Origin of the sequence: Nocardioides sp. Root240, assembly GCF_001428825.1 — a bacterium.
Lineage (GTDB): Bacteria > Actinomycetota > Actinomycetes > Propionibacteriales > Nocardioidaceae > Nocardioides.
The window spans coordinates 796,886-820,642 of sequence record NZ_LMIT01000002.1 but is presented as its reverse complement, the minus strand read 5'-3'; the positions used below and the strand labels follow the sequence as shown (position 1 = coordinate 820,642).

Here is a 23,757-nt window from a genome sequence, read left to right as displayed (position 1 = left end):
GGCACTCAGCCCTCGGCAGCCGGGTCGGCCTGCGGTACGACGGCCACGGTCGTCTGCGACCGCTCGACGACGGTGGTGGCGACGGACCCGGTGACCAGGCGCAGCAGGGAGTCGACCGGGTGCCGGCCGACGACGATCAGGTTCCAGAGGCTGGTGGTGTCGCTGAGGCAGTCCTCGGCCATCCCGCGGGCCAGGCGCAGGTCGACCGGGACCTCGGGGAACTTCGAGGAGATCCCGGCGACGCTCTCCCCGAGCAGGACGCGGTACTCGTCGAGGCCGCTCTCGCGGGGAGAGACCATCACGGGCCCGTGGACGGCGCCGACGCTGTCCCAGACGGCGTGGACGGCGGTCAGCGGCAGGTCCATGAGCGAGGCCTGGTGGAAGGCGAACTCGATCACCGGCAGGGACTCGGGCGTGCCGTCGGCGCCGACGAGGATGCCGCGCTGCGCTTCTCCGGCGCCCCCCTGCGGGCGGCACACGACGACCGGGCATCCGGCGTCGCGGCTCACCGCGGCGCTCACCGAGCCGAGGACCTTGCTGCGGAACACGCCGCGGCCCCGGGAGCCCATCACGACCAGGTGGGCGTTGCGGGAGATCTCCACGAGGACCTGGCGCGGGTCGCCGACGCGCGCGACGCCGGAGACGTCGAGGCCGGGGTGCAGGTGCAGGGCGAGGTCGGCGGCCTCCTGGGCCAGCGCGCGCGCTCCCTCCAGCAGCTGTTGCGGGTTGAACGGGTGCACGGCGCCCGGCCCGATCCAGGCGGACGTCGGCACGTCCGGCGCGTGGACGGTCGTGACGACGCTCAGCGGCCGCCGCTCGAGGAAGGCCTGCTCGGCGGCCCAGTGGACCGCGCGGCCGGCGTGGTCGGAGCCGTCGGCGGCGACGACGATGCTGTTGGCGGGGATCGGGTGCTCACCCGTGGTGTCGATGGCGATCATGGGTCCAGCCTCGTCCGGCGCCGCCGGGCACGGTACGGGCCGATGCCCCGTCCGCTGGGGGACCTTCGGCCCACGGTTCGAGGTGGACGGTCCGGTCGACCAGGTCGAGGCCGGCTGACCCGTGGGTGATCCAGAGCACCGAGCGGTCGCGTGCACCGGCGAGGACCTCGTGGGCGAGGGCCTCGGCGGTGGGGTGGTCGAGGTGCGCCGTCGGCTCGTCCAGCACCAGCACGGGGTGGGCGGCCAGCAAGGAGCGAGCGACCCCGAGACGGGCACGCTCGCCACCGGACAGGTCGCCGTGACCGACGCCGAGCCACGTGTCGAGCCCGTCGGGAAGGCCGTCGAGCCAGCTGCCGAGGTGGGCGCGGCGCACCGCCTCCTCCACCTCGCCGTCGGTGGCGTCGGGCCGGGCCAGGCGGACGTTCTCGGCCACGGTGGTGGCGAAGACGTACGGGTGGTCGTCCACCAGGCCGACCCGGCGTCGTACGTCGTCGGGGGCGAGGTGCGCGAGCAGGGCTCCCCCCAACCGGGCATCCCCGGAGACCGGGTCGAGGAAGCGCATCAGGACCGCGGCCACGGTGCTCTTCCCCGACCCGGAGGGGCCCACCAGGGCCACGCGGTCGCCGGGGGAGAGGTCGAGGGTGATCGGCGCCGTGGTGGGGGCACGCAGTACCCAGCGCGCGGTCACCTCGTCCAGGGTGATCCGGTCGCCGTACGCCGTGGTCCGGCTCGGGAAGTCGGCGACGGCCGGGGGCGTCCGCTCCAGCGTGCGCAGTCGCGCCGCGGCAGCGGCTGTCCGCGCCGCGAGGACGCCGGCGTCCGCGCAGGGTGCGGCGACATCCGCGAGCGCGAGCGGGAGGAGCACGAGCAGCGCCATGACCGGCCCCGACAGGGACCGGTCCGCGACCGGACCGGCCGTCAGCACGGCCATGCCGGCCACGGCCGCCCCGCTGCCGACGAGGACCAGGGTGCGGGCGGCGGCGAGCCACCGGGTGGCGGTCGAGGTGACCGTCCCCATCCGCGCGCTCTCCGCTGCGGCGCGGTCGGCCGTCGCGAGCGCGTGCTGCCACATCCGCAGCTCGCTGCCCACCTGGACCGCCTCGACCACGGTGTCCGACAGACCTGCGCGCAGCTCGACCAGCCGGCGCTCCGCGGAGCGGGCACCGTGGCGCGCCAGGAGGAAGGCGAGGCCACCGGTCGAGGTGGCGGCCGCGACGACGGCTCCGGCCGCCGGCAGGAAGGACCAGGCGACGAGGCTGGCGAGGACGCCGACGAGCCCGAGCTGGATCAGCGGCATGCGGACCCGCAGCTGGCGGTCGACGACGCTGTCGACGTCGTCCACCACCGCGCTGAGCACGTCGCCGCGGCGCCGGCCCAGACCGGCCGGGACGAGGGGGACCAGGGCGTCGTACACCTCGACCCGGCGCCGGGCGAGCAGGCGGAGGGCGGCGTCGTGGGACCAGAGTCGCTCGACGTACCGGAGGAGGGGACGGGCCAGGCCGAACGCGCGGACGCCGACCACCGCGACGAGCAGCGTCAGCACGGCAGGCCGGCTGGAGGCCTGGACGATCAGCCAGCCGGCCGTCGCGGTGAGTGCGACCCCGGATGCGGAGGCGAGGGACCCGAGGACGGTCGCGCCGACCAGGCCGCGCCGCTCGGCCCGCTGGTGCGTGGGTGCCGGTCCGGAGCCGGCGGGCAGGGACGCGGTACGCGGGGCGGCGCCACGAGGTGCCGCTGGCGTCGCTTCAGGTGGTGCGGGCAGCTCGATGCGGTGCTCGGCGAGGTCGACGAGCCGTGGCCGGTGGGCGACGACGACCACACCGCGCCGACGGGCCAGCGCGACGATGGTGTCGGCGATGACCTGCTCGGTCAGCTCGTCGAGGTGGGCGGTGGGCTCGTCGAGCAGGACCCACGGCCGGTCGGACAGCACCACCCGCGCCAGCGCCAGCCGGGCCCGCTCGCCGGCGGAGAGCGTCGTACCGTCCTCGCCGAGCGGCGCGGCGAGACCTCGGGGCAGGGCCAGGACCCGCTCCTCGAGGGCGACCTCGCGCAGGACGGCCCACAGCTGGTCGTCACTCGCGGCGGGCCGGGCGAGCCGGAGGTTGTCAGCGATCGTCCCGGCCACGAACTGCGGCTGCTGCGGGAGCCAGGCCACCTGCGCCTGCCAGGCGGGGCCGCCGACCGGCAGCCCACCGGACGCGATCGTGCCGCTCGCAGCGGGGACCAGGCCGGCGATCGTCGCGAGCAGGGTGGACTTCCCGCACCCGGACGGACCGGTGAGCACCGTGACACCGCGGGCGGGGACCAGGGCCGAGACGTCCCGCACCGCGGGCGTCGCTCGCCCGGGCCAGGTCACGGTGAGGTGGTCGAGCACCAACGGCGTTCCCGAGGGGGCCGCCCGCTCGGTCACGTCGACGGGACCGGCCGCGAGCAGGTCGTGCGCGGCGGTGAAGGTCGCCGCTCCCTCGGCGGCGGCGTGGAACTCGGCTCCGACCCGTCGCAGCGGCCAGTAGGCCTCAGGCGCGAGCAGCAGGACGACGAGCGCGGTGTGCAGGCCCAGGCCGCCGCCTGCCAGCCGGACACCGACGGTCACCGCCACCAGCGCGACCGAGAGGGTGGCGACCAGCTCGAGCACGGCCGAGGAGGCGAAGGCGATGCGCAGGGTGCGCACCGAGGCCCGGCGGTAGCGGTCGGTGACCTCGGCGATCCGGGCCGACTGCGCCCGCGCGCGACGGTGCGCCACCAGGGTCGGCAGGCCGCGCACCACGTCGAGGAAGTGGCCGGAGAGCGAGGCCATGGCCCGCCACTGCTCCTCGGCGCGGTCACGGGTCGCGAGACCGACCAGGGCGCCGAAGACCGGTACGAGGGGGAGCGTAGCGACCACGATCCCGGCGCTGAGCAGGTCCTGGGTGGCGATCACGAGCACCGTGAGGGGAGGCAGCACCGACGCGACGACCACGGCGGGCAGGTACCGGGTCAGGTACGGCTCGGCGGCGGCCACCCCACGGGTCGCCAGGACCGCTTCCTCGCCGGTCCCACTGGTCGCCCCCGCACGGTCGACGTAGGTCCGGACCAGGCGGTGCCGGAGCACCGTGCCGACGGCCGACGCGGCACGCGCGGCGCACAGGTCACCGACCGCGCCGCTCGCCGCCCGCAGGGCGAGCACGGCGACGACGGCGAGCGCCCAGCCGGTGACGTCCTGGCCGCGGAGCACGGCCGTGACCAGCCCGGCGACGACCCAGGCCTGGGCGACCACGACGACGCCCCCGATGACACCGGCGGAGACCACCCCGGCCAGCGCGGCCCGCGCCGGAGCGAGGAAGACGCGCAGGCGCGGGTCGGACGGCCTCATCGGGTGCCTGCGGTCTCGACCGGCGCCGACGGGATGTGGTGCGTGGAGATCCGCTTGCGGAACACCCAGTAGGTCCAGCCCTGGTAGGCGAGGACCAGCGGCGTGAAGACGACGGCGGTCACGGTCATGATCCGCAAGGTGTACGACGTCGCGGCCGCGTTGGTCGTCGTCAGGCTCGCGCCGTCGGCGAGGGTGCTCGGCATGACGTCGGGGAACAGGGCAAGGAAGAGTCCTGCCACCGCCAGCGCGATGGTGACGAAGGTGCCGAGGAAGGCCCAGCCCTCGCGGCCCGCACGCGCGGCCGCGCCGGCGCTGACGAGGGCCGCTGCTGCGAGGACGAAGGCGATGGCAGAGCCGGTCGTCCCCGTCTGCTGCTGGGTCCAGCCCAGGAAGGCGACGGCCAGCACCGCGCTGACCGCCACGGCGGGGACGGCGAGCCGCCGGGCGCGGTGACGGATCTCGCCGTCGGTCTTGAGCGCGATGAAGAGGGCGCCGTGGGTGACGAACAGGGCGAGCGTGGTCAGGCCCCCGAGCAGCGCGTAGGGGTTGAGCAGGTCGAGGAAGCCGCCGGCGTACTCGAGGTCGCTGTCGATCGGGACGCCGCGCAGGATGTTGGCGAAGGCCACGCCCCACAGCACCGACGGGACGAGCGAGCCGAAGAAGATGACGCGGTCCCAGCGCGCCCGCCAAGCCGCATCGGGCCGCTTGGCGCGGTACTCGAACGCCAGCCCGCGCACGATCAGGGCGACGAGGATCATCAGCAGCGGCAGGTAGAACCCGCTGAACAGCGTGGCGTACCACTCCGGGAACGCCGCGAAGGTGGCGCCGCCGGCGACCAGCAGCCAGACCTCGTTGCCGTCCCAGACCGGTCCGATGGTGTTGATCATGACGCGACGCTCGGTGTTGTCGCGGGCGAGGACCGGCAGCAGCAGGCCGACGCCGAAGTCGAAGCCCTCGAGGGTGAAGTAGCCGATCCAGAGGACGGCGATGAGGACGAACCAGACGGTGGTGAGCTCCATGGCGTTGTCTCCTCCGGGCTCAGTAGGCGAAGGCGAGGGGGCGGTCCTCGCCGGTGTCAGCGGGCAGGTCGGGCGGCAGCTCCTCGACGCCCCTGCGGATCCAGGTGAGCATCAGGCGCACCTCGACGACCGCGAGCACCCCGTACACCGCGGTCAGGGTGATCAGCGAGATCCAGGCCTCGGTGGTGGTCAGTCCGGGCGACACCGAGTGCTCGGTCGTCATCAGGCCGAACACGGCCCACGGCTGGCGGCCCATCTCGGTGAAGATCCAGCCGAACGAGTTCGCCAGGAGCGGCAGGAAGGGCAGCGCGATCGCGGCGGCGAGTACCGGGCGTCCCTGCGGCGTACGGCTGCCCCTGGTCGCCCAGAGCACCCATGCCGCGACAGCGACGCCGGCCATGCCGAGGCCGATCATCAGCCGGAAGCTCCAGTAGGTCAGCGGGATCACCGGTGTGTAGTCGCCGGGGGAGTAGTACGCTGCGCCGGGGTCGGCGCCGTAGGTCTCGCGGTACTGCTCGCGCAGGTCGTTGATGCCCTCGACCTCGCCGCCCGGCGTTCCTGTCGCGAGGAAGGACAACAGGCCCGGCACCTTGACCGAGAAGGTCTCGTGCTCACCGTCGAGCGTCCCGAGCTGGAAGACGGAGAAGTCGGCAGGCTGCTCGGTCTCGTAGAGCCCCTCGGCCGCGGCCATCTTCATCGGCTGGACCTCGGTCATGATCTTGCCCTGCACGTCGCCGCTCACGATGACGCCCAGCGCAGCCACCAGCACGATCCACGCACCGGTGCGGACCGCCGGCCGGTGGAGTGCGCGGTCCGCGTCCGTGGTGGCCCGGCGCAGGTGCCACAGGGCGATCCCGACGACGAAGGCGGCGCCCGTCATGTAGGCCGACAGCACCACGTGCGGGAAGGTCACGAGCTGGACCTTGTTGAACAGGACCGCCGCGAAGTCGTTCATCTCCGCGCGGCCGGTGTCGGGGTTGAAGGAGTAGCCCACGGGGTGCTGCATCCAGGAGTTCGCGGCGAGGATGAAGTACGCCGAGAAGAGTGTGCCGATGTGCACCAGCACGATGCAGGCCGCGTGCAGCCGCGGCGAGAGGCGGTCCCAGCCGAAGATCCACAGGCCGAGGAACGTCGACTCGAGGAAGAACGCGAGGAGGCCCTCGATCGCGAGCGGAGCGCCGAAGACGTCACCGACGAAGCGGGAGTAGTCGCTCCAGTTCATGCCGAACTGGAACTCCTGCACGATGCCGGTGACCACGCCGATCGCGAAGTTGATCAGGAAGAGCTTCCCGAAGAACTTCGTCAGCCGCAGCCAGCGCTCGTCCCTCGTCCGCAGCCACGTGATCTCGTAGCCGGCGATGATCGCGGAGAGCCCGATCGTGATCGGGACGAAGAGGAAGTGGTAGACGGTCGTGATGGCGAACTGCCACCGGGCGATGTCGGTCGGGTCCACGGGATGCTCCTGGCAGGGATCGGGAGGGGCGCGAGGGACGGGCGCCCGGTGAGGACCACGCTAGGAATCCCGGAGGGGCCTGCTCCACGGTCCGACTGCCTCGACCGAAGGGACCTTCGGCCCCTCAGCACGCAGCACGGTTCGTCACTGCTCGAGGACGTCGCGCAACGGACGACGCGGCGTCCGCGGGAGTCCGCGCCGGCCGATCGCCTGCCAGCCGACGCGCAGGAGCAGGTGGGGCTCGAACCGGGAGGCCAGCACCGTCCGCGCGATCTCGTGGCGGATGCTCTCGACCTCCATGGGCTGGCTCATCGGGATGACCGACATGCCGGCCCGCGTGGCCTCGAGCCACAGGTCGCTCATGGCCTCGCCGGTCCGCAACCAGCCGGCCACGTCGTCGTGCGGGCCGCCGAGGGCGATCACCCGCTCGCCGCCATGGATGACCAGCCGGGTGTCCTCGAGGATGCCGGGGCGGAACCGGGAACGGGCGTGCAACGGGTCGGGGTCCTCGGGCAGGAGGTCCAACGGGATCCCGTCGGAGCCACCGCGGTCGATCCAGCGGTCCTGCTCCAGCAGCCGGCGCCCCTCCACCTCCAGGAAGCTGATGGCGCGGTTGGCGAGCAGCTCGAGCCGGAACCTGGCGGCGTCGCTCGTCACGGCCTCGGTGAGCACGCCCCAGGCAGCCGCGCGGCGTCCCAGGTCGTCGAGGCGGTCCGCGGGCACCGGCCACGCGGTGAACCTGCGTCGGTCGGTGCAGCGGGTCCGCAGCAGGTCGATGTCGCCGCGCGCGACGGCGTGGTGCGTCGTGCGGGAGATGACGACGCGGGCCAGGACCGTCTCGGGCAGCCCCGCGGGGAGCCGCTCGACGGTGGTGTCCCAGCCGAGGGCACGCGCCGCGAACTGCAGGTGGTGCAGGGCGGCTCCGCAGCTGATCGTCAGGTTCCGGCCGCGCGGGTCCTCGGCGGGCAGTCGGCGTCGCAGGTCGGCGTGCAGCTCGAGGATGCCGTCGTCGTAGCGCCACCGCCAGGGCTGGGTGTTGTGGACACTGGGCGCCAGGCAGGCCAGGGCCACCAGGCGCTCGACCACGGCGGCCGGCGCCTGTTCCGGGCGCGTCCTGAGCTGGTGGTTCATGATGGCGATCCCCTGTCGTCGGTTCCACCTCCAACGTTGAACGCCCATGGAGGGGGGCAGCAGAGCAAAAAGTCCCCAACTCGCAGGAGAGCGGTCCCGTCGTCGCTGTCGCGGACTACCGTGGTCCGGGTGAGTGAGGAAGCTGCCCCGGAGGGCGACCAGCAGATCCGTGTCTACCTGCTCGACGACCACGAGATGATCCGTCGCGGCATCCGTGACCTGCTCGAGAGTGAGGGCGACATCGTCGTCGTCGGCGAGTCCGACTCGGCCGCGGAGGCGACCCGTCGGATCCCTGCCCTGCGTCCCGACGTCGCGATCCTCGACGGTCGGCTCCCGGACGGTTCCGGCATCGACGTGTGCCGGGACGTCCGATCGCAGGATCCGTCGATCAAGGCGCTCATCCTGACGTCCTACGACGACGACGACGCGCTCTTCTCCGCGATCATGGCCGGCGCGGCCGGGTACGTCCTCAAGCAGGTGCGGGGCAACGACCTGCTCGACATCGTCCGGCGGGTGGCAGCAGGGCAGTCGACCCTCGACCCGTCGGTCACCGCGCAGGTGCTCGACCGGATCCGGTCGGGCCCGCCGGTCAACAAGGAGCTGGAGTCGCTGACCGACCAGGAGGGTCGGATCCTCGACCTGATCGGTCAGGGCATGACCAACCGGCAGATCGCCCGGGAGCTCCACCTGGCCGAGAAGACCGTCAAGAACTACGTGTCCTCGATGCTGGCCAAGCTCGGCATGTCCAGCCGCACGCAGGCGGCCATCTACGCCGTCAAGAACCCGCCCCGGCCGAGCTGACGATCCTGCGGCCGGTCACCGAGCGGGGGGTGATGCGCAGCCCGAGCACCCGCGATCCGGTCACCCAGGGGTGCGGTCCGACCGACGGACGCTCCTGGCGCTCGCAGCGGCCGCGCACGAGCACGCTCCAGCCGAGGTGCGCCTCCTGGTCGAGGACGTCCACCTCGAAGCCCACCTCGCGGTTCACGCAGTCGCGTGCCATCAGCGAGTACGGCGTGGTGCGCAGCACCACGTCCCCGTCGTCGACCGCGAAGTTCACGGGCACGACGCAGACACCCTCGACTCCGGACCACGCGATCCGTCCCACGGTGTGGGTGCGGAGGAGGTCCCAACACTCGGTGTCGGACAACACCTGCAACCGGCCTGGCCGGACATCGGACATTGGCATCGGGACCACCTCCGCTTGGGGGACGCTCCCATCGTGGCGGCACCCGGCCCGGTCCGGCAGGTGCCCGGGTCCTGCGGTTCAAGGGTCCTTGTACCCGCGGGAGCGGTAGCGTCTGTCGCGTGGAAGCAGCCGATTCCGGGCAGCCGTTGGCGCTGGGGCAGGTCGAGTTCGAGGACCTGGTCCGCGAGGTGCTCGACCGGATGCACGGTGCGCTGGACCAGCAGGCGCGCCTGCAGCTGCTCCTCGACGCCGTCGTCACGATCTCGGCCGACCTGAGCCTGGACGGAGTGCTGTCGCGGATCGTGGCGATCGCGAGTCGCCTCGTCGATGCGCGCTACGCCGCGCTCGGCGTGCTCAGCGCGGGCCGTCAACGCAGGCTGCGCACCTTCATCCACCACGGCATCTCGGGAGAGCTCGCGGCCGAGATCGGCGAGCTGCCCACCGGGCACGGTCTGCTCGGCCTGATCATCGACAGGCCCGAGCCGCTGCGTCTCCGCGACATCGCGGAGCACCCGGCGTCGTACGGCTTTCCCGACAACCACCCGCCGATGAGCTCCTTCCTCGGCGTCCCGGTGCGCATCCGCGACCGTGTGTTCGGCAACCTCTACCTGACGGAGAAGGCCGGGGGAGGCGACTTCACGACGCAGGACGAGGAGATCGTCGTGGCGCTCGCCGCTGCGGCCGGCGTCGCGATCGAGAACGCCCGGCTCTACGAGGAGACCACGGCTCGCGAGACCTGGGCCCTCGCCACCGCGGCGCTCGGGTCGGCCCTGGCCGACCCCGACCCCGCGGACGACCCGGTCGGCGACCTGGTGGCCCAGGCGCGTGGGCTCGCCGGGGCCGACGCGGCGTGGGTGGAGATCACCTCGGAGGACGGGACCTCCCAGGTGCTGGCACGCTGCGGCGACGGTGGTCTCGCGGACGAGGGGCCGGTGCTGGCAGTGCCGTTCTCGCCGTCGTCGGAGTCGACCGGAAGGCTCTCGCTGGCGTGGTCGCTCGAGCACGAGGACCGCTTCCACGTGCTCGACGCCAAGGCCGTCGCCACGTACGCCGAGCAGGCGACCCTGTCCCTCCAGCTGGCCGAGGCCCGCGAGGAGCACCGCCGGCTCGCGGTCTTCGAGGACCGCGACCGGATCGGGCGCGACCTGCACGACCTCGTCATCCAGCGTCTGTTCGCCGTCGGCCTGGGCCTCCAGGGGGCCACCCGCCTGGTGCAGAAGCCTGAGGTCGCCGCCCGCATCGAGCAGGCCGTCGACGATCTCGATGCCACGATCAAGGACATCCGCCGGGCGATCTTCGGCCTCAGCTCGCTGGAGTCGGCCGGCGACGTCCAGGCGGAGGTCACCAGTCTCGTCGATCGTGCTGCCGCGACGTTGAAGTTCCGGCCCTCCCTCACCTTCGAGGGGCCCGTGCGGACGCTGGTTCCCGACGATGTCGTCCCGGACCTGCTCGCGGTCCTGGCCGAAGGACTCTCCAACGCGAGTCGCCATGCCGGCGCGAGCGCCGTCGAGGTGGTGCTGGAGGCCGGCGACGCGGTCGTGCTCACCGTGCGGGACAACGGACGGGGCATGTCCGCAACCGTGACCGAGAGCGGCCTGGCCAACATCAGGGTCCGCGCGGAGCAGCGCGGAGGGACGTTGGTCGTGCAGTCGCCGCCCGCAGGTGGCACGGCCCTGGTCTGGTCCGTTCCGCGCTGACGGGGCGACCTGTTCTTCGGGACGGAGCCGCTCCCGGCGCCGAGCTCGTCCTCCTGCTCGTCGCCGTCGGCGGCGTGGCCAAGGCGGTGCGCGGGACCAAGGTCCCCGCAGCCACGGGTGCGGCGCCCCTGCCGCCTGTCCGGGACGTCGCCGAGGCTGGACCCACCTTGAAGGAGGAGAGATGACCATCCAGCAACCACCGGTCGTCGTCGGTCACGACGGGACCGACGCGAGCCACGGCGCCCTCCACTTCGCCGTCACCGAGGCCCGCCGTGACGGTGTGCCACTCCGCATCGTGCACGCCATGCCCCTGCCGGCCTCGGCGTTCCTGGACTCGCCCGTTCTCGTCGAGGAGCTCGACGCGGAGCGTGAGCGCATCGAGTCCGAGCTCCGCGCGGTGGCGACGCGGACGGCAGGGGACGTCGAGGTCCAGGTCGTCACGTGCCACGGCACCCCGGCATCGGTGCTGCTGGCGACCGCCGAGGATGCCCGCATCCTGGTCATCGGCAGGGAGCGCCGCACGGGACTGCAACGGCTGATCGGCGGCGCGACCGCCGAAGCCGTTGCGGCGCACGCAGCCTCGCCGGTCGTCGTCGTTCCCGAGGACTGGCGGGCCGACCGTCCCGCGCGGCGTCGGATCGTGGTAGCTCTCAAAGAGCCCGCACACAGCAACGAGCTGCTCGATGTGGCATTCCGACGCGCGGAGCAGTCCGGCGCGGCGTTGCGCGTGGTCCACGCCTGGGACCCGGCGCACGATGCACTCGACGCCCACCTTCCGGACTCCTGGACGCCACGGGCCCTGCTCGTCGACCGGGCTGAAGCGGCGATCACGGGATTGCTCCAGCCCTGGCGTCGGGCGTACCCGTCCGTTCCCGTGGGCGTCGAGGTGCATCCGGTGGATCCTCGCGCCGACCTGCTCGAGGAGACCTCCGCTGCCGACCTCGTCCTGATGCTGCGCGGCACTGCTCCTGTCTTGGGGCCGCACCTCGGAGGGGTGCTGCGCACCGCGCTGCACGCGTCGGACTGTCCAGTACTGGTGGTCCCCGCGACGGGAGAGGCGATGACGCCCTTCGAGCTCGAGCGCGAAGGCGCGCTGCTCCGCTGACGGAGCCCCGACCTGGTCCCGACTGATGAGGAAATCAGGACCTTGGACTCTGTGACGTGACGGCGCCGGCCGTCGATGCTGATCTTGTGACGAGGGGAGCGGCACGGGGGGTGAGGGTGGCGCGGCGCCGTGTGCTGGAGACCGCGGGATTCGCGGCGCTCTACGCCGTGGCGATGTACGCCGGGCGCGAGACGCACCTCCCTCCCTCCCAGCTCGCCCTCGCCTGGCCGGCGGCCGGGGTGGTCATCGTGTGGCTGCTGTCCTGCCCGACCAGGACCAGCCGGGTCGTGGCGATCGGCGTCATCACGGTGGTGAGCGGCCTCATCAACCAGGCGACCGGCGTCGAGTCGGTCGGTGGCTGGCTCTTCGGCCTGGTCAACGCCTCGACCGGACTCGTCGGCGCGTGGGTGCTGCGACGTCGGCGACGCTGGATCCGGCCGCGGGCGGTGGAGTCGGTCGGCGACCTCGGGGACATCGGCCTGGCATCCGTCGCAGGTGCGGCGGTGAGCGCGGTCTCGGGCGGCGTCGTGGCCTGGACCAGGTTCGGCACCGACCTGTGGGACGGCATGGCGCTGATCGGCTTCCGCAACGCGCTGAGTGCGTTCATCGTCGTGGTGGTCCTGCTTGCCGCGCCGGAGCTACGACGTCGGCCCGGCGGACTGACCTTGCGCAGCGCCGGCTGGGCTGCCGGCGCCCTGCTGGTGTCGTCGGCCCTCATGGAGTCGTCGTGGCCGGTGGCATTCACGTTGGTGCCGCCGCTGCTCGTGGTGGCGATGCGCTGCGGCTATGCGGTGACGGCGCTCGTCGTCGGGCTGCAGGGTGTCGCTGTCGTGGCGGCCACGGTGGCCGGACGAGGGCCGTTCTCGGTGGTCGCCGCACCGGAGCAACGGGTCGTGCTCGCGCAGGTCCTGATCCTGGTCCTGGCTCTCGTCGGACTCGTCGTTGCGATCGCTGAACGGGATCGGACCAGGGCGCTGGTGGCGAGCCAGCGTGACCGGGACCGACTGCGCGACCACATGGACGCCGCGCTGGTCGCCAATGCGCACCTCGCCCTGGGCCGCACCGGCGAGGTCTTCGTCATCGACGCGAACACGGCGCTGTGCTCGCTCACCGGTCGACACCGGGAGGACCTGGCCGGGGGCGATCCGGCGTGGTGGCTCGCGCCGTCCTCCGTGCGGTCGCTGGCCGACGGTGTCGACAGCCTCGTCGCCGGTCGGAGCTGCACCTGGCGCGACCGGCTCGAGTTCGCGGCGTCGTACGGTGGCGCGATCGTCGACGCAGCCCTGTCGGTGGTGCCGACCGGCACCGATTCCGCCGAGGTCGAGCTCAACCTGCAGATGATCGACATCACCGCCCAGACCGAGGCCGAGACGCGGCTGGCTGAGCTCGCGCTGCACGATGAGCTCACCGGCCTCCCCAACCGGGCGCTGTGGGCCGACCGCCTGCAGCTGGCACTCTCCGAGGCGGGCCGGACCCGCGAGCTCGTCGGTGTGCTGTACGTCGACGTCGACCACTTCAAGCAGGTCAACGACACGCACGGCCACGACGTCGGCGACGAGCTCCTGCGGGAGATCGCCCGCCGGCTCTCCAGCATCGTGCGCCCGCACGACACCGTGGCCCGGATCGGCGGCGACGAGTTCGTGGTGCTGTGCCCGTCGTTGCCCTCGCGCGAGGACGGCACGCGGTTGGCAGCACGCATCCAACAGGTGATGGCTGCGCCCGTCGACGTCGGCTTCCTCCAGCTCGCGCCCACGGTCAGCACCGGTGTCACCTTCGCCACGGGTGACGACGACCCACGGGTGATCATCCGTCGGGCCGACACTGCCCTGTACGCGGCCAAGGGCGCGGGCCGTGGTCGCTTCGAGGTCTACCGGCCCGACCTGCACGCCGCCCTGGAGCGATCCGCGCGCACCCTCGTCGACCTCGAGCGCGCCTACCGTGACGGTGAGCTGAAGGTGCACTACCAGGTCATCGTCGACGGCACCTCGAGGCGACCGGTCGCGCTGGAGGCCCTGCTGCGCTGGGAACGCCCGGGCGGAGGCATCCTCCTCCCGGATGCCTTCCTCGAGGTGCTCGAGGGCAGCGACCTCATCCACGGTGTGGGGGAGCAGGTGCTGGCCCGGGCGTGTGCCGACGGTGCCGAGCTGCTGCTGCGCGGTCACGGCCTGGCCGTCCACGTCAACGTGAGCGCTCGGGAGCTCTCCCGGCCCGGGCTGCTGGCCGGCGTCCGCCGCGCCCTGGGCGACTCCGGACTGCCGGCAGAGATGCTGGTGCTGGAGATCACCGAGACCCGGCTGGTCACGGTCAACGGCTCGTTGCTGCGCGACCTGCTCGCCCTTCGCGAACTGGGGGTGCGCGTGGCGGTCGACGACTTCGGAACCGGCTACAGCGCACTGACCCACCTCGTCGACCTCCCGGTCGACATGATCAAGCTCGACAAGGGTTTCGTCGCCGAGATGGCCGACAGCCCGAGTGCCCGTGCGGTCAGCACCGGCGTCAGCGCCATGGCGGCCGGACTGGGGATCATGGCTGTCGCCGAGGGGGTCGAGACCGAGGCCCAGGCCGCCCTGCTCGTCTCGATGGGCTACGCCCATCTCCAGGGCTACCTGTTCAGCCGTCCGCGGTCGATGCCGGACCTGCTGGTCGAGCTCCACGGATCCGAGGGGCTCGCCCCTGCAGCGAAGGGAGCGTGATCCGATGACCCGTCTCGGCAGCCAGATGGTCCGCACCGGCCTGCTCGACCCCGCGCAGCTGGAGGCCGCACTGGACCGGCAACGACAGCAGGGTGGCTACCTGGGCCAGCACCTGGTCGACGCCGGGTTCATCACCCGGGAACAGCTCCACGACGGACTGGCCCGGCAGTGGCAGGTCGACCGCCGCGACCTCGATCGTGACCCTCCCCGGGGCGACCTGCTCGAGCGGCACGAGCTCCGGCACGTGATCGAGCTCGGGTGGTTGCCCTGCGAGGTCGTCGGGGGCCGGCACGTGGTGATCGCCACCTCGGTGCCCCCCGGGCCGGACCTCGTCGATGAGGTCGCCGACTTCTTCCCCGGGCTCGCGGTGAGCTTCGTGGCCTGCACCCGACGGGACCTCGACCGCTTCGCGGTCCGGATCGACGGCGCTCCCACCGCGGTCCGCGCGGTGGGCCCACGGCGTCGGCTGTGCCCGCCGGCGCCGGTGCGCGACCTGTTGCTGGGCGGTGCCGCCGTCGTCGTGCTGGGCTGCCTCGTGGGCGCCCCGCCGGACGTGCTGTCCGCTGCGGTCGGCGGCGTCGGGGTCATCTTCCTCGCTCTGGTCGTCGTCCACCTCGGCGGCCTGGTCTGGTGGGCCGCCCGGGCCTCTGCGTCGAGCTCGCCGTCGACGGTGGAGCCGGTCGCGGACGTCCTGCTGCCCGTGTACTCGGTGCTGGTCCCGGTGTCGGGAGGGGCGCCGGTGCTCCAGCAGGTCGTCGCGGACCTGGCGTCCATCGACTACCCGCGCTCGCGCCTCGACATCGTGATGCTCGTGGCTGCCGACGACGCCCCGACGCTCCAGGCGGTCGCGAGCCACGCCCCGCCCTCCTGCGTGCGGGTGGTGCCGCTGGAGCGGCGGGCCTTCGCCGACCCCGTCCTGGCCCTCGACGCCGGTCTCGCCCTCGCCCGCGGCCGGTACGTCGTGAGCGTGCTGCCCGGGGAGGTGCTCGCGCCCGACCAGCTGAGGCTGGCGGTGGAGGCCTTCGAGCTCGACCTCCACGAGAACCTCACCGTCCGGCGAGGTCGCACCCCGTTGGCCGCCCTGCGGGTCGAACGCAGGGAGTGGCGCAACGCTCGCAGCTTCACCTCCGGCCTCGAGATGGTCGAGGAGGCGTGCGGTCTGACCCGCGCCTTCCCGTGGTCGGGACGCGAGTCGGACCTTCGATCAGACCTGACGTCGAGCCACTGCAACACGCGTCTCCTGCGACGCCTGGGTGGGTGGCACGCCGTCGCGACGGGCGGTGGCGGCAGCTCGATGCGGGTCGCGGTGCTGTCCTCGGTGACCCGCTGCCGGCATCGGCCGTCGGTCGGTGACCTGGTCACCCGTCGGGCCGACGAACTGGCGCGGTCGATCCATCTCGCTGTCGAGCGTGCCCGACGGTTCCGGTGGGAGCCGGCTGCGGGGACGCCGCGGCTGGCGGACGTGCTGCTGGGGTTCGTCACACCGATCCTGGTCCTGATGTACCCGGTGGCCGTCGTCGCCGCCGGCTGTCTCCTGCTCCGGTTCGACGAGCTGGACGCAGGCAACCTGCCTCTCGGGCTCTCTGGTCTTGCCGCCGTGACGGTGGCCGTCCTCCTCCTGACTGCGGTCACGGGGATCGGCCTCGCCCGGAGGCGAGGGCGGCGTGCGCTCGGCCATGTGCTGGCTGTGCCGGCCCACTGGCTCGTGCACGCCGTCGCGGCGTGGTACGCCGTACTGGTGCTGCTGCCGTGCCGTCCCCCCATGCGCGGCAGCAGCACCGTCCACGGGGGTGACTGACCGCACGGCAGGGGAGCAGCGGACGTCGGACGAGTGAACGTCGCAGGCTCAGATCGTCAGCACTGATGACCGGCGCTGCGTCGTCACGGTTCGACGACCTCGAGAGTGCGGCCCGTGGGCGGCGGTCCGTCCACGTCCAGCAACCGGCGGTGCAGCTCCTGGGTGAGCGTGTGGATCTGGCGGGTCAGCTCGGTGTTGGTCTTGAGCTCCAGCTCCTGCTCCACGAAGTCGTGGTCGGCCTTCGCACGCTGCACCTCGGCCTGGCGGTTCTGGCCGATCATCACGAAGGTCGACAGGAAGATCGCTTCAAGGGAGACGACGAGGGTCAGCGTCGGCCACGGGCTGCGCTCGGCGACGAGCATCCACGCCACGAATCCGGCCGCGTGGATCCACACGAACGGCATCGATCCCGCGAACGCCGTGATCGCGTCGGCCAGTCGCGCCTGCCAGTCCTCGGCACGACGCTGGAAGTAGCGCTCGACACCGGGGTGGCGGGTAGCACCAGGAACTCGATGGGCGCTCGTTGCAGGTCGCGACATGCTCCCCACGCTAAGGAGGCAGGTCCACGGCACGGCAGGGCCCGAGGGTCGGATGCCGTGAGGCACTTGGTCCCTTCAGCTCAGGGGCGGCGCCCCTACCGTCGGCGGAGACGTCGATGGATGCTCGAGCCGTTCCGACGACACCAAGGACGACTGCAGGAGGACGGCGATGATGTGGAACGACGGTCCCTACCACTTCGGCTCGGCCGCGATGCTGGCGGCGATGGTGCTGTCGTGGGTCGTGGTGGGCGCTGCTGTCTACCTCGGTGTCCGGTGGCTCGGTCGGGACCGGGCCAGCGCGGACCCGCTGCAGATCATCGACGAGCGGCTCGCTCGCGGCGAGATCGACGTCGAGGAGTACGACCGGCTGTGGCAGGCGATCACGGACCGACGGCAGACGGCGCGGCCCCGATGACCCGCCGACGTGAGGACCTTGGGCCCTGTGGCGAGCGGGACGGTGCCGACGACGATCGGGGCGTGACCAGTTACGTGCACTCCTTCGAGGCCCCCGGCACCCCCGACCGCGACCTGCTCGGCGGCAAGGGCGCCGGACTGGCCCGCATGGTCCAGCTCGGCCTGCCCGTCCCGCCGGGCTTCACGATCACCACCGCAGCATGTCGGCACGTCCTCGCGACCGGCGAGCGACCGCCCGGCATGTCGGGTGACGTCGCTCGCCACCTGGCGCAGGTGGAGGAGGAGACCGGGCGCAGGCTCGGCGGCGCCGAGCGGCCCCTGCTCCTCGCCGTGCGCTCCGGTGCGGCACGGTCGATGCCCGGGATGATGGACACCGTCCTCGACGTCGGCCTCAACGACACGACCGTCCACGCGCTGGCCCGGTCGACCGGCGACGAGCGCTTCGCGTGGGACTGCTACCGCCGGCTGGTGCAGATGTTCGGCGAGACCGTGCTGGGCGTGCCGTCGGCGCGTTTCGCCGAGGTCCGTGACGCGGTCGTTGCCGAGCACGCCGCTTCGGACCCGGGCGCCCTCGACGTGACCGGGCTGCAGCTGCTCGTCGAGCGGGGCAACGCCCTCTGCGAGGAGGTCGGAGGACGGGCCCTGCCCCAGGACCCCCACGAGCAGCTCGACCTCGCGATCGACGCCGTCTTCTCCTCGTGGCACGGGGAGCGTGCGCGGCTCTACCGCCGTCGGTTCGCGATCCCCGACGACCTCGGCACGGCGGTCAACGTCCAGGCCATGGTCTTCGGCAACCTCGGGACGGCATCAGGGAGCGGCGTCGCCTTCACCCGCGACCCGGCCACGGGGGAGCTCGGCGACTACGGGGAGTACCTGCCCGACGCCCAGGGCGAGGACGTCGTGTCGGGGGCGAGGACCGCGTTGCCCCTGGCCCGGCTGCGCGAGATCGACGAGGCGTCGCACCGGCGGCTGCGCTCCATCATGGGGACGCTCGAGCGTCACCACCGCGACCTGTGTGACATCGAGTTCACCATCGAGGACGGCCGACTCTGGATCCTGCAGACCCGGGTCGGCCAGCGGAGCCCCGCCGCAGCCTTCCGGATCGCGACCGACCTCGTCGACGAGGGGATGATCACCGAGGACGAGGCGCTGGTGCGCGTCTCCGGTGAGCAGCTCACGCAGCTGATGTTCCCGCAGCTCGACGGCACGTCGGCCGGCCCGGCGGTCGCGACGGGCCTCGCTGCCTCCCCGGGAGCCGCGGCCGGACGGGTCGTGCTCGACACGGCGACCGCGATCACGCTCGCTGCGCGCGGCGAGGACCTCGTGCTCTTCCGCCCCGAGACGAGGGCCGAGGACCTTCCCGGAATGGTCGCCTCGCGCGCCGTCGTGACGGCCCGGGGAGGTCGCACCTCCCACGCTGCCGTCGTCGCCCGCGGCATGGGCCTGCCCGCCGTGTGCGGCGTCGAGGGGCTCGAGATCGACCTGGTCGCCCGCCGCGTCCTCCTCGACGGTCGCCCGCTCTTCGCCGAGGGCGACCTGGTGTCGGTCGACGGTGGGACCGGACGGATCCACCGCGGTCGCCACCGGACCGTGACCTCCGAGGTGACCCGCTCGCTTCAGGGAGAGGAGGTCGCGTCGCCGGTGGCGGCCGCCGTGGGTCGGCTGCTCACGCACGCGGACCGGGTACGACGCCTCGGGATCCGCGCCAACGCGGAGACCGGGCCGGACGTGGCCCGGGCGCTGCGGTTCGGCGCGGAGGGTGTCGGACTGTGCCGCACCGAGCACATGTTCCTGGGTGACCGCCGGACCTACGTCGAGCGCGTCCTCCTCGGTGACGACGCCGAACGCTCGGCCGCCCTGCGTGAGCTGACGGACCTGCAGCGGGAGAGCCTCCGCGTGGTCCTGGCCGCCGCTGGCGGCAGGCCGGTGACCGTCCGGCTCCTGGACGCGCCCGTGCACGAGTTCCTTCCCGACCTCACCGAGCTCGCCGTGCGGGCCGCGGTCGAGCGGGAGCGCGGTCGTCCTGACGCCGCGCTGGAGAAGCGCTGCGCCGCCGTCCGGCTCCATCGTGACGAGAACCCGATGACAGGGCTGCGTGGCGTGCGGCTGTCGATCCTGCGACCCGAGCTCGTGGTCGCCCAGGCCGGGGCCGCCTTCGAGGCGGCGGCCGACCTCCGGGACCGCGGTTGCCCGGTCGACCTCGAGCTCATGGTCCCGCTGGTGAGTGACGCCGAGGAGATCGCCACGGTCGCCCGCTCCGTCCGCGCAGCCGCGGACGACGTGGCAGTGCGCCGCGGGCGGGTGGCCTACCGGCTCGGCGCCATGGTCGAGACTCCCCGCGCCGCCGTCACGGCGGCCCGGATCGCCGAGGAGGCCGACTTCCTCTCCCTGGGCACCAATGACCTGACCCAGCTGACCTGGGGCCTGTCGCGCGACGACGCGGAGCGCAGCTTCCTGCGGCACTACCTCGACGAGGGGGTGCTGACGACGTCGCCGTTCGTGACGATCGACGAGGCCGGCGTGGGGCGGCTGGTGGTCGAAGCACTCCACGAGGCGCGGGCGACCCGCAGTGCGATGCCGATCGGCGTGTGCGGTGAGCATGCCGGCGACCCCGCGTCGATCGCGTTCTTCGCCGATGCCGGTGTCAGCTACCTGTCCTGCTCGCCCTTCCGGGTTCCGGTGGCGCGGCTCGAGGCGGGACGCGCCGCACTGCTCGGCGAGGGCTGTCCGACCGAGCGCTTCGACGAGATCGACGCGCCGCTCCTCGTGACGGCGGGGTGAGCGAGGTGCTGGTGAAGGACATCATGAGCTCGCGGCCGGTGACGGTCCACACGCACGTGCCACTCGGTGCCGCCGCCCGGCTCCTCGCGCACCACGGCATCACCGCCATCCCGGTCGTGGACCAGGAGTCCCGCGTGGTGGGCGTGCTCAGCGAGGCCGACGTGATCGCGCAGACGAGCCTGACGGACCCGGTCGCGTCCGCGATGACCGGCACCGTGGCCCTGGTGCATCCCGAGACGGACGTCGCCGAGCTGCGCCGCATCCTCACGGTCACCCGGGTCAAGAGCGTGCCGGTGGTGGATGCCTCCGACCAGGTGGTCGGGGTGGTCAGCCGCAGCGACCTCGTCCGGGCGTTCGCCCACGACGACGAGACGCTCGAGCAGGACGTCGCGGACGTCCTGGCCCGGGCCCGGGTCGCCGGGTGCCGCGTCCAGGTGCGCAACGGCGTGGTCCACCTGACCATTCCGGATGGTGCCCTCGGCGCAGCCGTCATCGATGACGTGGTCGCCACTCCCGGCGTGGTCGCGGTACGGGTCGGGTGAGCGTCGTGACATCGCTCGAGCGACTCGACCAGGATCAGTGCGCGGGCCTCCTGGCCGCGGGAGTCTACGGCCGGTTGGTGCTGCTCGCCGACGGCCGGCCGGAGATCGTCCCGGTCAACTACACGACGCACGCCGGTGCCGCGTGGGTGCGCACGTCGCCCGGCTCCCTCCTCGACCGGTACGCCGACGGCGCGGCGCTGCTGCTCGAGGTCGACCACGTCGACCACGAACGGGCGCACGGCTGGTCGGTCGTGGCGCGCGGGCGCGGCGAGCGGGTCTCCGACGAGGAGCTGCGTTCCGCCGACCTCCACTTCCCGGGCCCGCCACGATGGGTGCGGCACGACGACGCGGCGTGGGTCCGTCTGCGGTGGGACGAGCTCACGGGCCGTCGTACCGGATCCGGCTGGGACCTGACGCACGGGCTGCCGGTGCGGAGGGCGTCGCGATGACGACGGCCGACGTCCTGCTCAGTGACGGTGCGGTCGCGGAGATCCGTCCCCTGGACCGACGCGACGAGGCGTCCCTGCACGCGCTGCACGAGTCGGTGTCCGACGACTCCCTGCGGCTGCGCTTCTTCAGCTGCGGCCGGCGGGCCGCCCACCTGTACCTCGACCGTCTGCTGGCGTCGAGCGACACCCTGGCGCTGGTCGCGTCCGTCGACGGCCAGTTGGTGGCGCTCGCCACGGCCGAGCCCGTCGCGGAGGCGACCTGTGAGGTCGCCTTCCTCGTCGCCGACGAGCTCGCCGGACGCGGCCTCGGCACGCTCCTGCTCGAGCACCTGGCGGCCCGCGCCCGGGACCGGGGAGTGCGCCGGTTCACCGCCCTCGTCCTCGCGGAGAACCACCGGATGCTCGAGGTGTTCGCCGACGCGGGCTTCACCGTGACCCGGTCCACCACCGAGGGCGAGTGCGAGCTGACCATGGACACCGCGGTCACCGCCGCCGTGCAGGAGGCAGCCGACCGGCGGGAGTTCGCCTCCGAGGCGCGGTCGCTGGCCCCCCTGGTGACGCCGCGGTCGGTCGCGGTCTACGGCGCGCGGCGTGACGGGACGGGGATCGGGGCGGCCGTCGTGACGGCGATCCGTCGTGACGGGTTCACCGGCGAGCTCGTCGCCGTGCACCCGCACGCGACGACCGTGCTCGGCGTCCCGGCCCGCACCTCGCTCGGCGACGGCCCGCCCGTGGACCTCGCCGTGATCGCCGTGCCTGTCGTGGGCGTCCTGGACGCACTCGAGGACGCCGCCGTGGGCGGAGCCCGGGTCGCGGTCGTGATCTCGTCGGGCTTCAGCGAGATGGGACCCGAGGGAGCGCGCCTCCAGCGCGAGCTGGGCCGGCTCGCCCGCCACCGCGGGATCCGGCTGGTGGGACCGAACTGTCTCGGCGTGCTGGACAACGCGCCCGACGTGCACCTCAACGCCACCTTCGGGCTGCACGCCCCAGGGTCCGGGGGCCTCGCCGTGGCCAGCCAGTCGGGCGGTGTCGGCATCGCGCTCATGGACCTGCTGGCGCGCGCGGACGTCGGCGTCCGGAGCTTCGTCTCCCTGGGCAACAAGGTGGACGTCTCCGGAAACGACCTCCTCGCCGCCTGGTACGACGACCCCGGCGTGACGTGCGCGGCGCTCTACCTCGAGTCCTTCGGCAACGCTCGCAAGTTCGCGCGCTTCGCCCGCCGCTTCTCCCAGCGCAAGCCGATCGTCGCCATGGTCGGCGGCCGCTCCGTCGGTGGCCGGCGTGCCGGGGCCTCCCACACGGCCGCAGCCGCGACCCCGGCGGTGGGCGTGGCCGCTCTCCTCGCGCAGAGCGGTGTCATCGCGGTCCACGATGCCGAGGAGCTCGCCGACACCGTGACGGTGCTGACGCGCGAGCCGCTGCCGCTCGGCGCCACCGTCGCCGTGCTGAGCAATGCAGGAGGACTCGGTGTGCTGGCGGCCGACGCCGCCCAGGACGCCGGGCTCGACGTCGTCGCGTTCTCCCGACCGCTCCGTGACGAGGTGCAGGCGCTGGTGTCCCAGACCGCGGGTTCCGACAACCCGGTGGACGCCGGCGCCGGCGCTGACGGCGACCGGGTGGCGGCGATCGCCGACGTGGTGCTCGCGTCCGGCGAGGTCGACTCGGTCGTCGTGGTCCTCGTGGCCACCGACACCAACGACGTCGCGGGCGCCCTCGACGCGCTGGCCGGCGTCCGCCGCCGGCACCCGCACCAGCCCGTCGTCGCGGTGGCCCTCGGCGTGGACGACCTGCCGGACCGCGGCGTGACGACCCTGCGCTCGATCGCCGCTGCGGTCGCGGCGCTCGGTCGGGCGAGCACCTACGCCCGCTGGCGTCGTACGCCGGTCGCTCCGGCTCCGGTGGCCGACCCGGAACGGGCGCGTGCTGCCCGCGACGAGGCCTGCGAGCTGATCTCCCGGGGCGGTGCCGGGGGTTGGGTGGCGCCGGACGCGGCGGCCGGCGTGCTGCGCCCGTACGGGCTCGACCTCGCCGGCACGGTGGTCGCACCCGCGGACGCGCCGGGCGTCGCCGAGCAGATCGGCTTCCCCGTCGCGGTCAAGGTCGCGAACGCGGACGTCGTGCACCGCACCGAGCGCCGGCTCGTCGCCACGGGCCTGGTCTCGACCGCGGAGGTGGCGCGGGCGGTCCAGGACCTCGAGCACCGCGTCGGCGTGCCGTGCCGGGTGCTGGTGCAGCCGATGGCCTCCGGCGTGGAGATGGCCCTCGGTGTGGTCCGCGATCCCGTCCTGGGGCCGCTCGTGATGGTGGCGCCCGGCGGCGTCGCCACCGACCTGGCCGACGACCGCGCCTTCCTCGTCCCGCCGTTCGATCCCGGGCAGTTCCTCAGGACGCTCCGTGGCCTACGGTGCTGGCCGCTGCTCGACGGCTTCCGCGGAGCAGCGCCCGTGGACGTCGCCGCGCTCGCCCGCACGGCATCCGCGCTCGGCCAGCTGGCGGTCGAGGTCCCGGAGGTGGCCGAGGTGGACCTGAATCCCGTCATGGTGGCCGAGGACGGCGTCCGGCTCGTCGACGTCAAGGTACGGCTGGCGGCGGGGGAGACGCTGGACCAGCCCCGTCAGCTCCGGCGCTCTGCCGCCGCCGTACCCGACGCCGGGTAG

Annotated in this window: 17 protein-coding genes; 10 read left to right on the top strand and 7 right to left on the bottom strand. The window is 73.1% G+C overall.

Going from position 1 to position 23,757, the window contains the following annotated elements; all coding sequences use genetic code 11:
- Positions 1-5: 5 nt before the first annotated feature.
- The 5 genes from ASE20_RS06990 to ASE20_RS25490 form a co-directional block, all read right to left on the bottom strand.
- Entirely contained in the window at positions 6-938 is a 933-nt protein-coding gene (locus ASE20_RS06990) for a universal stress protein (protein ID WP_056893771.1), read from the bottom strand.
- Positions 913-4,290 (bottom strand): thiol reductant ABC exporter subunit CydD, encoded by a 3,378-nt coding sequence (gene cydD / locus ASE20_RS06985; protein WP_082612202.1) that lies wholly within the window; start codon positions 4,288-4,290, stop codon positions 913-915. Before cydD ends, ASE20_RS06990 begins: the two co-directional genes overlap by 26 nt.
- A complete protein-coding gene (gene cydB, locus ASE20_RS06980) occupies positions 4,287-5,309 on the bottom strand; it encodes a cytochrome d ubiquinol oxidase subunit II (protein WP_056893770.1) in 1,023 nt (340 codons plus the stop codon). Before cydB ends, cydD begins: the two co-directional genes overlap by 4 nt.
- A gap of 19 nt (positions 5,310-5,328) precedes the next feature.
- Complete coding sequence (locus tag ASE20_RS06975) at positions 5,329-6,762, bottom strand: cytochrome ubiquinol oxidase subunit I (protein WP_056893769.1); 1,434 nt, start codon at positions 6,760-6,762, stop codon at positions 5,329-5,331.
- 144 nt (positions 6,763-6,906) lie between these two features.
- Positions 6,907-7,893 (bottom strand): Acg family FMN-binding oxidoreductase, encoded by a 987-nt coding sequence (locus tag ASE20_RS25490; RefSeq protein WP_056893768.1) that lies wholly within the window; start codon positions 7,891-7,893, stop codon positions 6,907-6,909.
- Positions 7,894-8,022: 129 nt separating this feature from the next.
- Here ASE20_RS25490 and ASE20_RS25485 point away from each other — a divergent pair, with 129 nt between their 5' ends.
- Complete coding sequence (locus ASE20_RS25485) at positions 8,023-8,694, top strand: response regulator (RefSeq protein ID WP_082612235.1); 672 nt, start codon at positions 8,023-8,025, stop codon at positions 8,692-8,694.
- Here the strand turns inward: ASE20_RS25485 and ASE20_RS06960 are convergent.
- The gene (locus ASE20_RS06960) at positions 8,669-9,076 is read right to left on the bottom strand and encodes a pyridoxamine 5'-phosphate oxidase family protein (protein ID WP_225869196.1); all 408 of its coding nucleotides are present in this window, start codon (positions 9,074-9,076) and stop codon (positions 8,669-8,671) included. The two genes, ASE20_RS25485 and ASE20_RS06960, sit on opposite strands and share 26 nt — an antisense overlap.
- A 125-nt stretch (positions 9,077-9,201) precedes the next feature.
- On the opposite strand from ASE20_RS06960, the gene ASE20_RS06955 reads away from it, so the two are divergent.
- The 4 genes from ASE20_RS06955 (at position 9,202) to ASE20_RS06940 (ending at position 16,375) form a co-directional block, all read left to right on the top strand.
- A complete protein-coding gene (locus tag ASE20_RS06955) occupies positions 9,202-10,779 on the top strand; it encodes a GAF domain-containing sensor histidine kinase (RefSeq protein WP_056893766.1) in 1,578 nt (525 codons plus the stop codon).
- Positions 10,780-10,960: 181 nt separating this feature from the next.
- Positions 10,961-11,884 carry a universal stress protein gene (locus ASE20_RS06950; RefSeq protein WP_056893765.1) on the top strand — a complete coding sequence of 308 codons (924 nt, stop codon included), beginning with the start codon at positions 10,961-10,963 and terminating at the stop codon, positions 11,882-11,884.
- A gap of 116 nt (positions 11,885-12,000) precedes the next feature.
- The gene (locus tag ASE20_RS06945) at positions 12,001-14,577 is read left to right on the top strand and encodes a putative bifunctional diguanylate cyclase/phosphodiesterase (RefSeq protein ID WP_056893764.1); all 2,577 of its coding nucleotides are present in this window, start codon (positions 12,001-12,003) and stop codon (positions 14,575-14,577) included.
- A 4-nt stretch (positions 14,578-14,581) separates the two neighbouring features.
- Entirely contained in the window at positions 14,582-16,375 is a 1,794-nt protein-coding gene (locus ASE20_RS06940) for a hypothetical protein (RefSeq protein ID WP_056893763.1), read from the top strand.
- 83 nt (positions 16,376-16,458) lie between these two features.
- On the opposite strand, the gene ASE20_RS06935 is transcribed toward ASE20_RS06940, so the two are convergent.
- Entirely contained in the window at positions 16,459-16,914 is a 456-nt protein-coding gene (locus ASE20_RS06935) for a DUF1003 domain-containing protein (protein WP_056893762.1), read from the bottom strand.
- Positions 16,915-17,083: 169 nt separating this feature from the next.
- Between ASE20_RS06935 and ASE20_RS06930 the strand changes: the two genes are divergently transcribed.
- The 5 genes from ASE20_RS06930 (at position 17,084) to ASE20_RS06910 (ending at position 23,757) form a co-directional block, all read left to right on the top strand.
- Positions 17,084-17,329, top strand: a complete 246-nt coding sequence (locus ASE20_RS06930; RefSeq protein ID WP_056893761.1) for an SHOCT domain-containing protein — start codon at positions 17,084-17,086, stop codon at positions 17,327-17,329.
- A 62-nt stretch (positions 17,330-17,391) separates the two neighbouring features.
- Entirely contained in the window at positions 17,392-20,109 is a 2,718-nt protein-coding gene (gene ppdK, locus ASE20_RS06925) for a pyruvate, phosphate dikinase (RefSeq protein ID WP_056893760.1), read from the top strand.
- Positions 20,106-20,651 (top strand): HPP family protein, encoded by a 546-nt coding sequence (locus ASE20_RS06920; protein WP_056893759.1) that lies wholly within the window; start codon positions 20,106-20,108, stop codon positions 20,649-20,651. Before ppdK ends, ASE20_RS06920 begins: the two co-directional genes overlap by 4 nt.
- Positions 20,648-21,100, top strand: a complete 453-nt coding sequence (locus tag ASE20_RS06915; protein WP_056893758.1) for a pyridoxamine 5'-phosphate oxidase family protein — start codon at positions 20,648-20,650, stop codon at positions 21,098-21,100. The genes ASE20_RS06920 and ASE20_RS06915 overlap by 4 nt, the downstream gene beginning before the upstream one ends.
- Positions 21,097-23,757 (top strand): bifunctional GNAT family N-acetyltransferase/acetate--CoA ligase family protein, encoded by a 2,661-nt coding sequence (locus ASE20_RS06910; RefSeq protein ID WP_056893757.1) that lies wholly within the window; start codon positions 21,097-21,099, stop codon positions 23,755-23,757. Before ASE20_RS06915 ends, ASE20_RS06910 begins: the two co-directional genes overlap by 4 nt.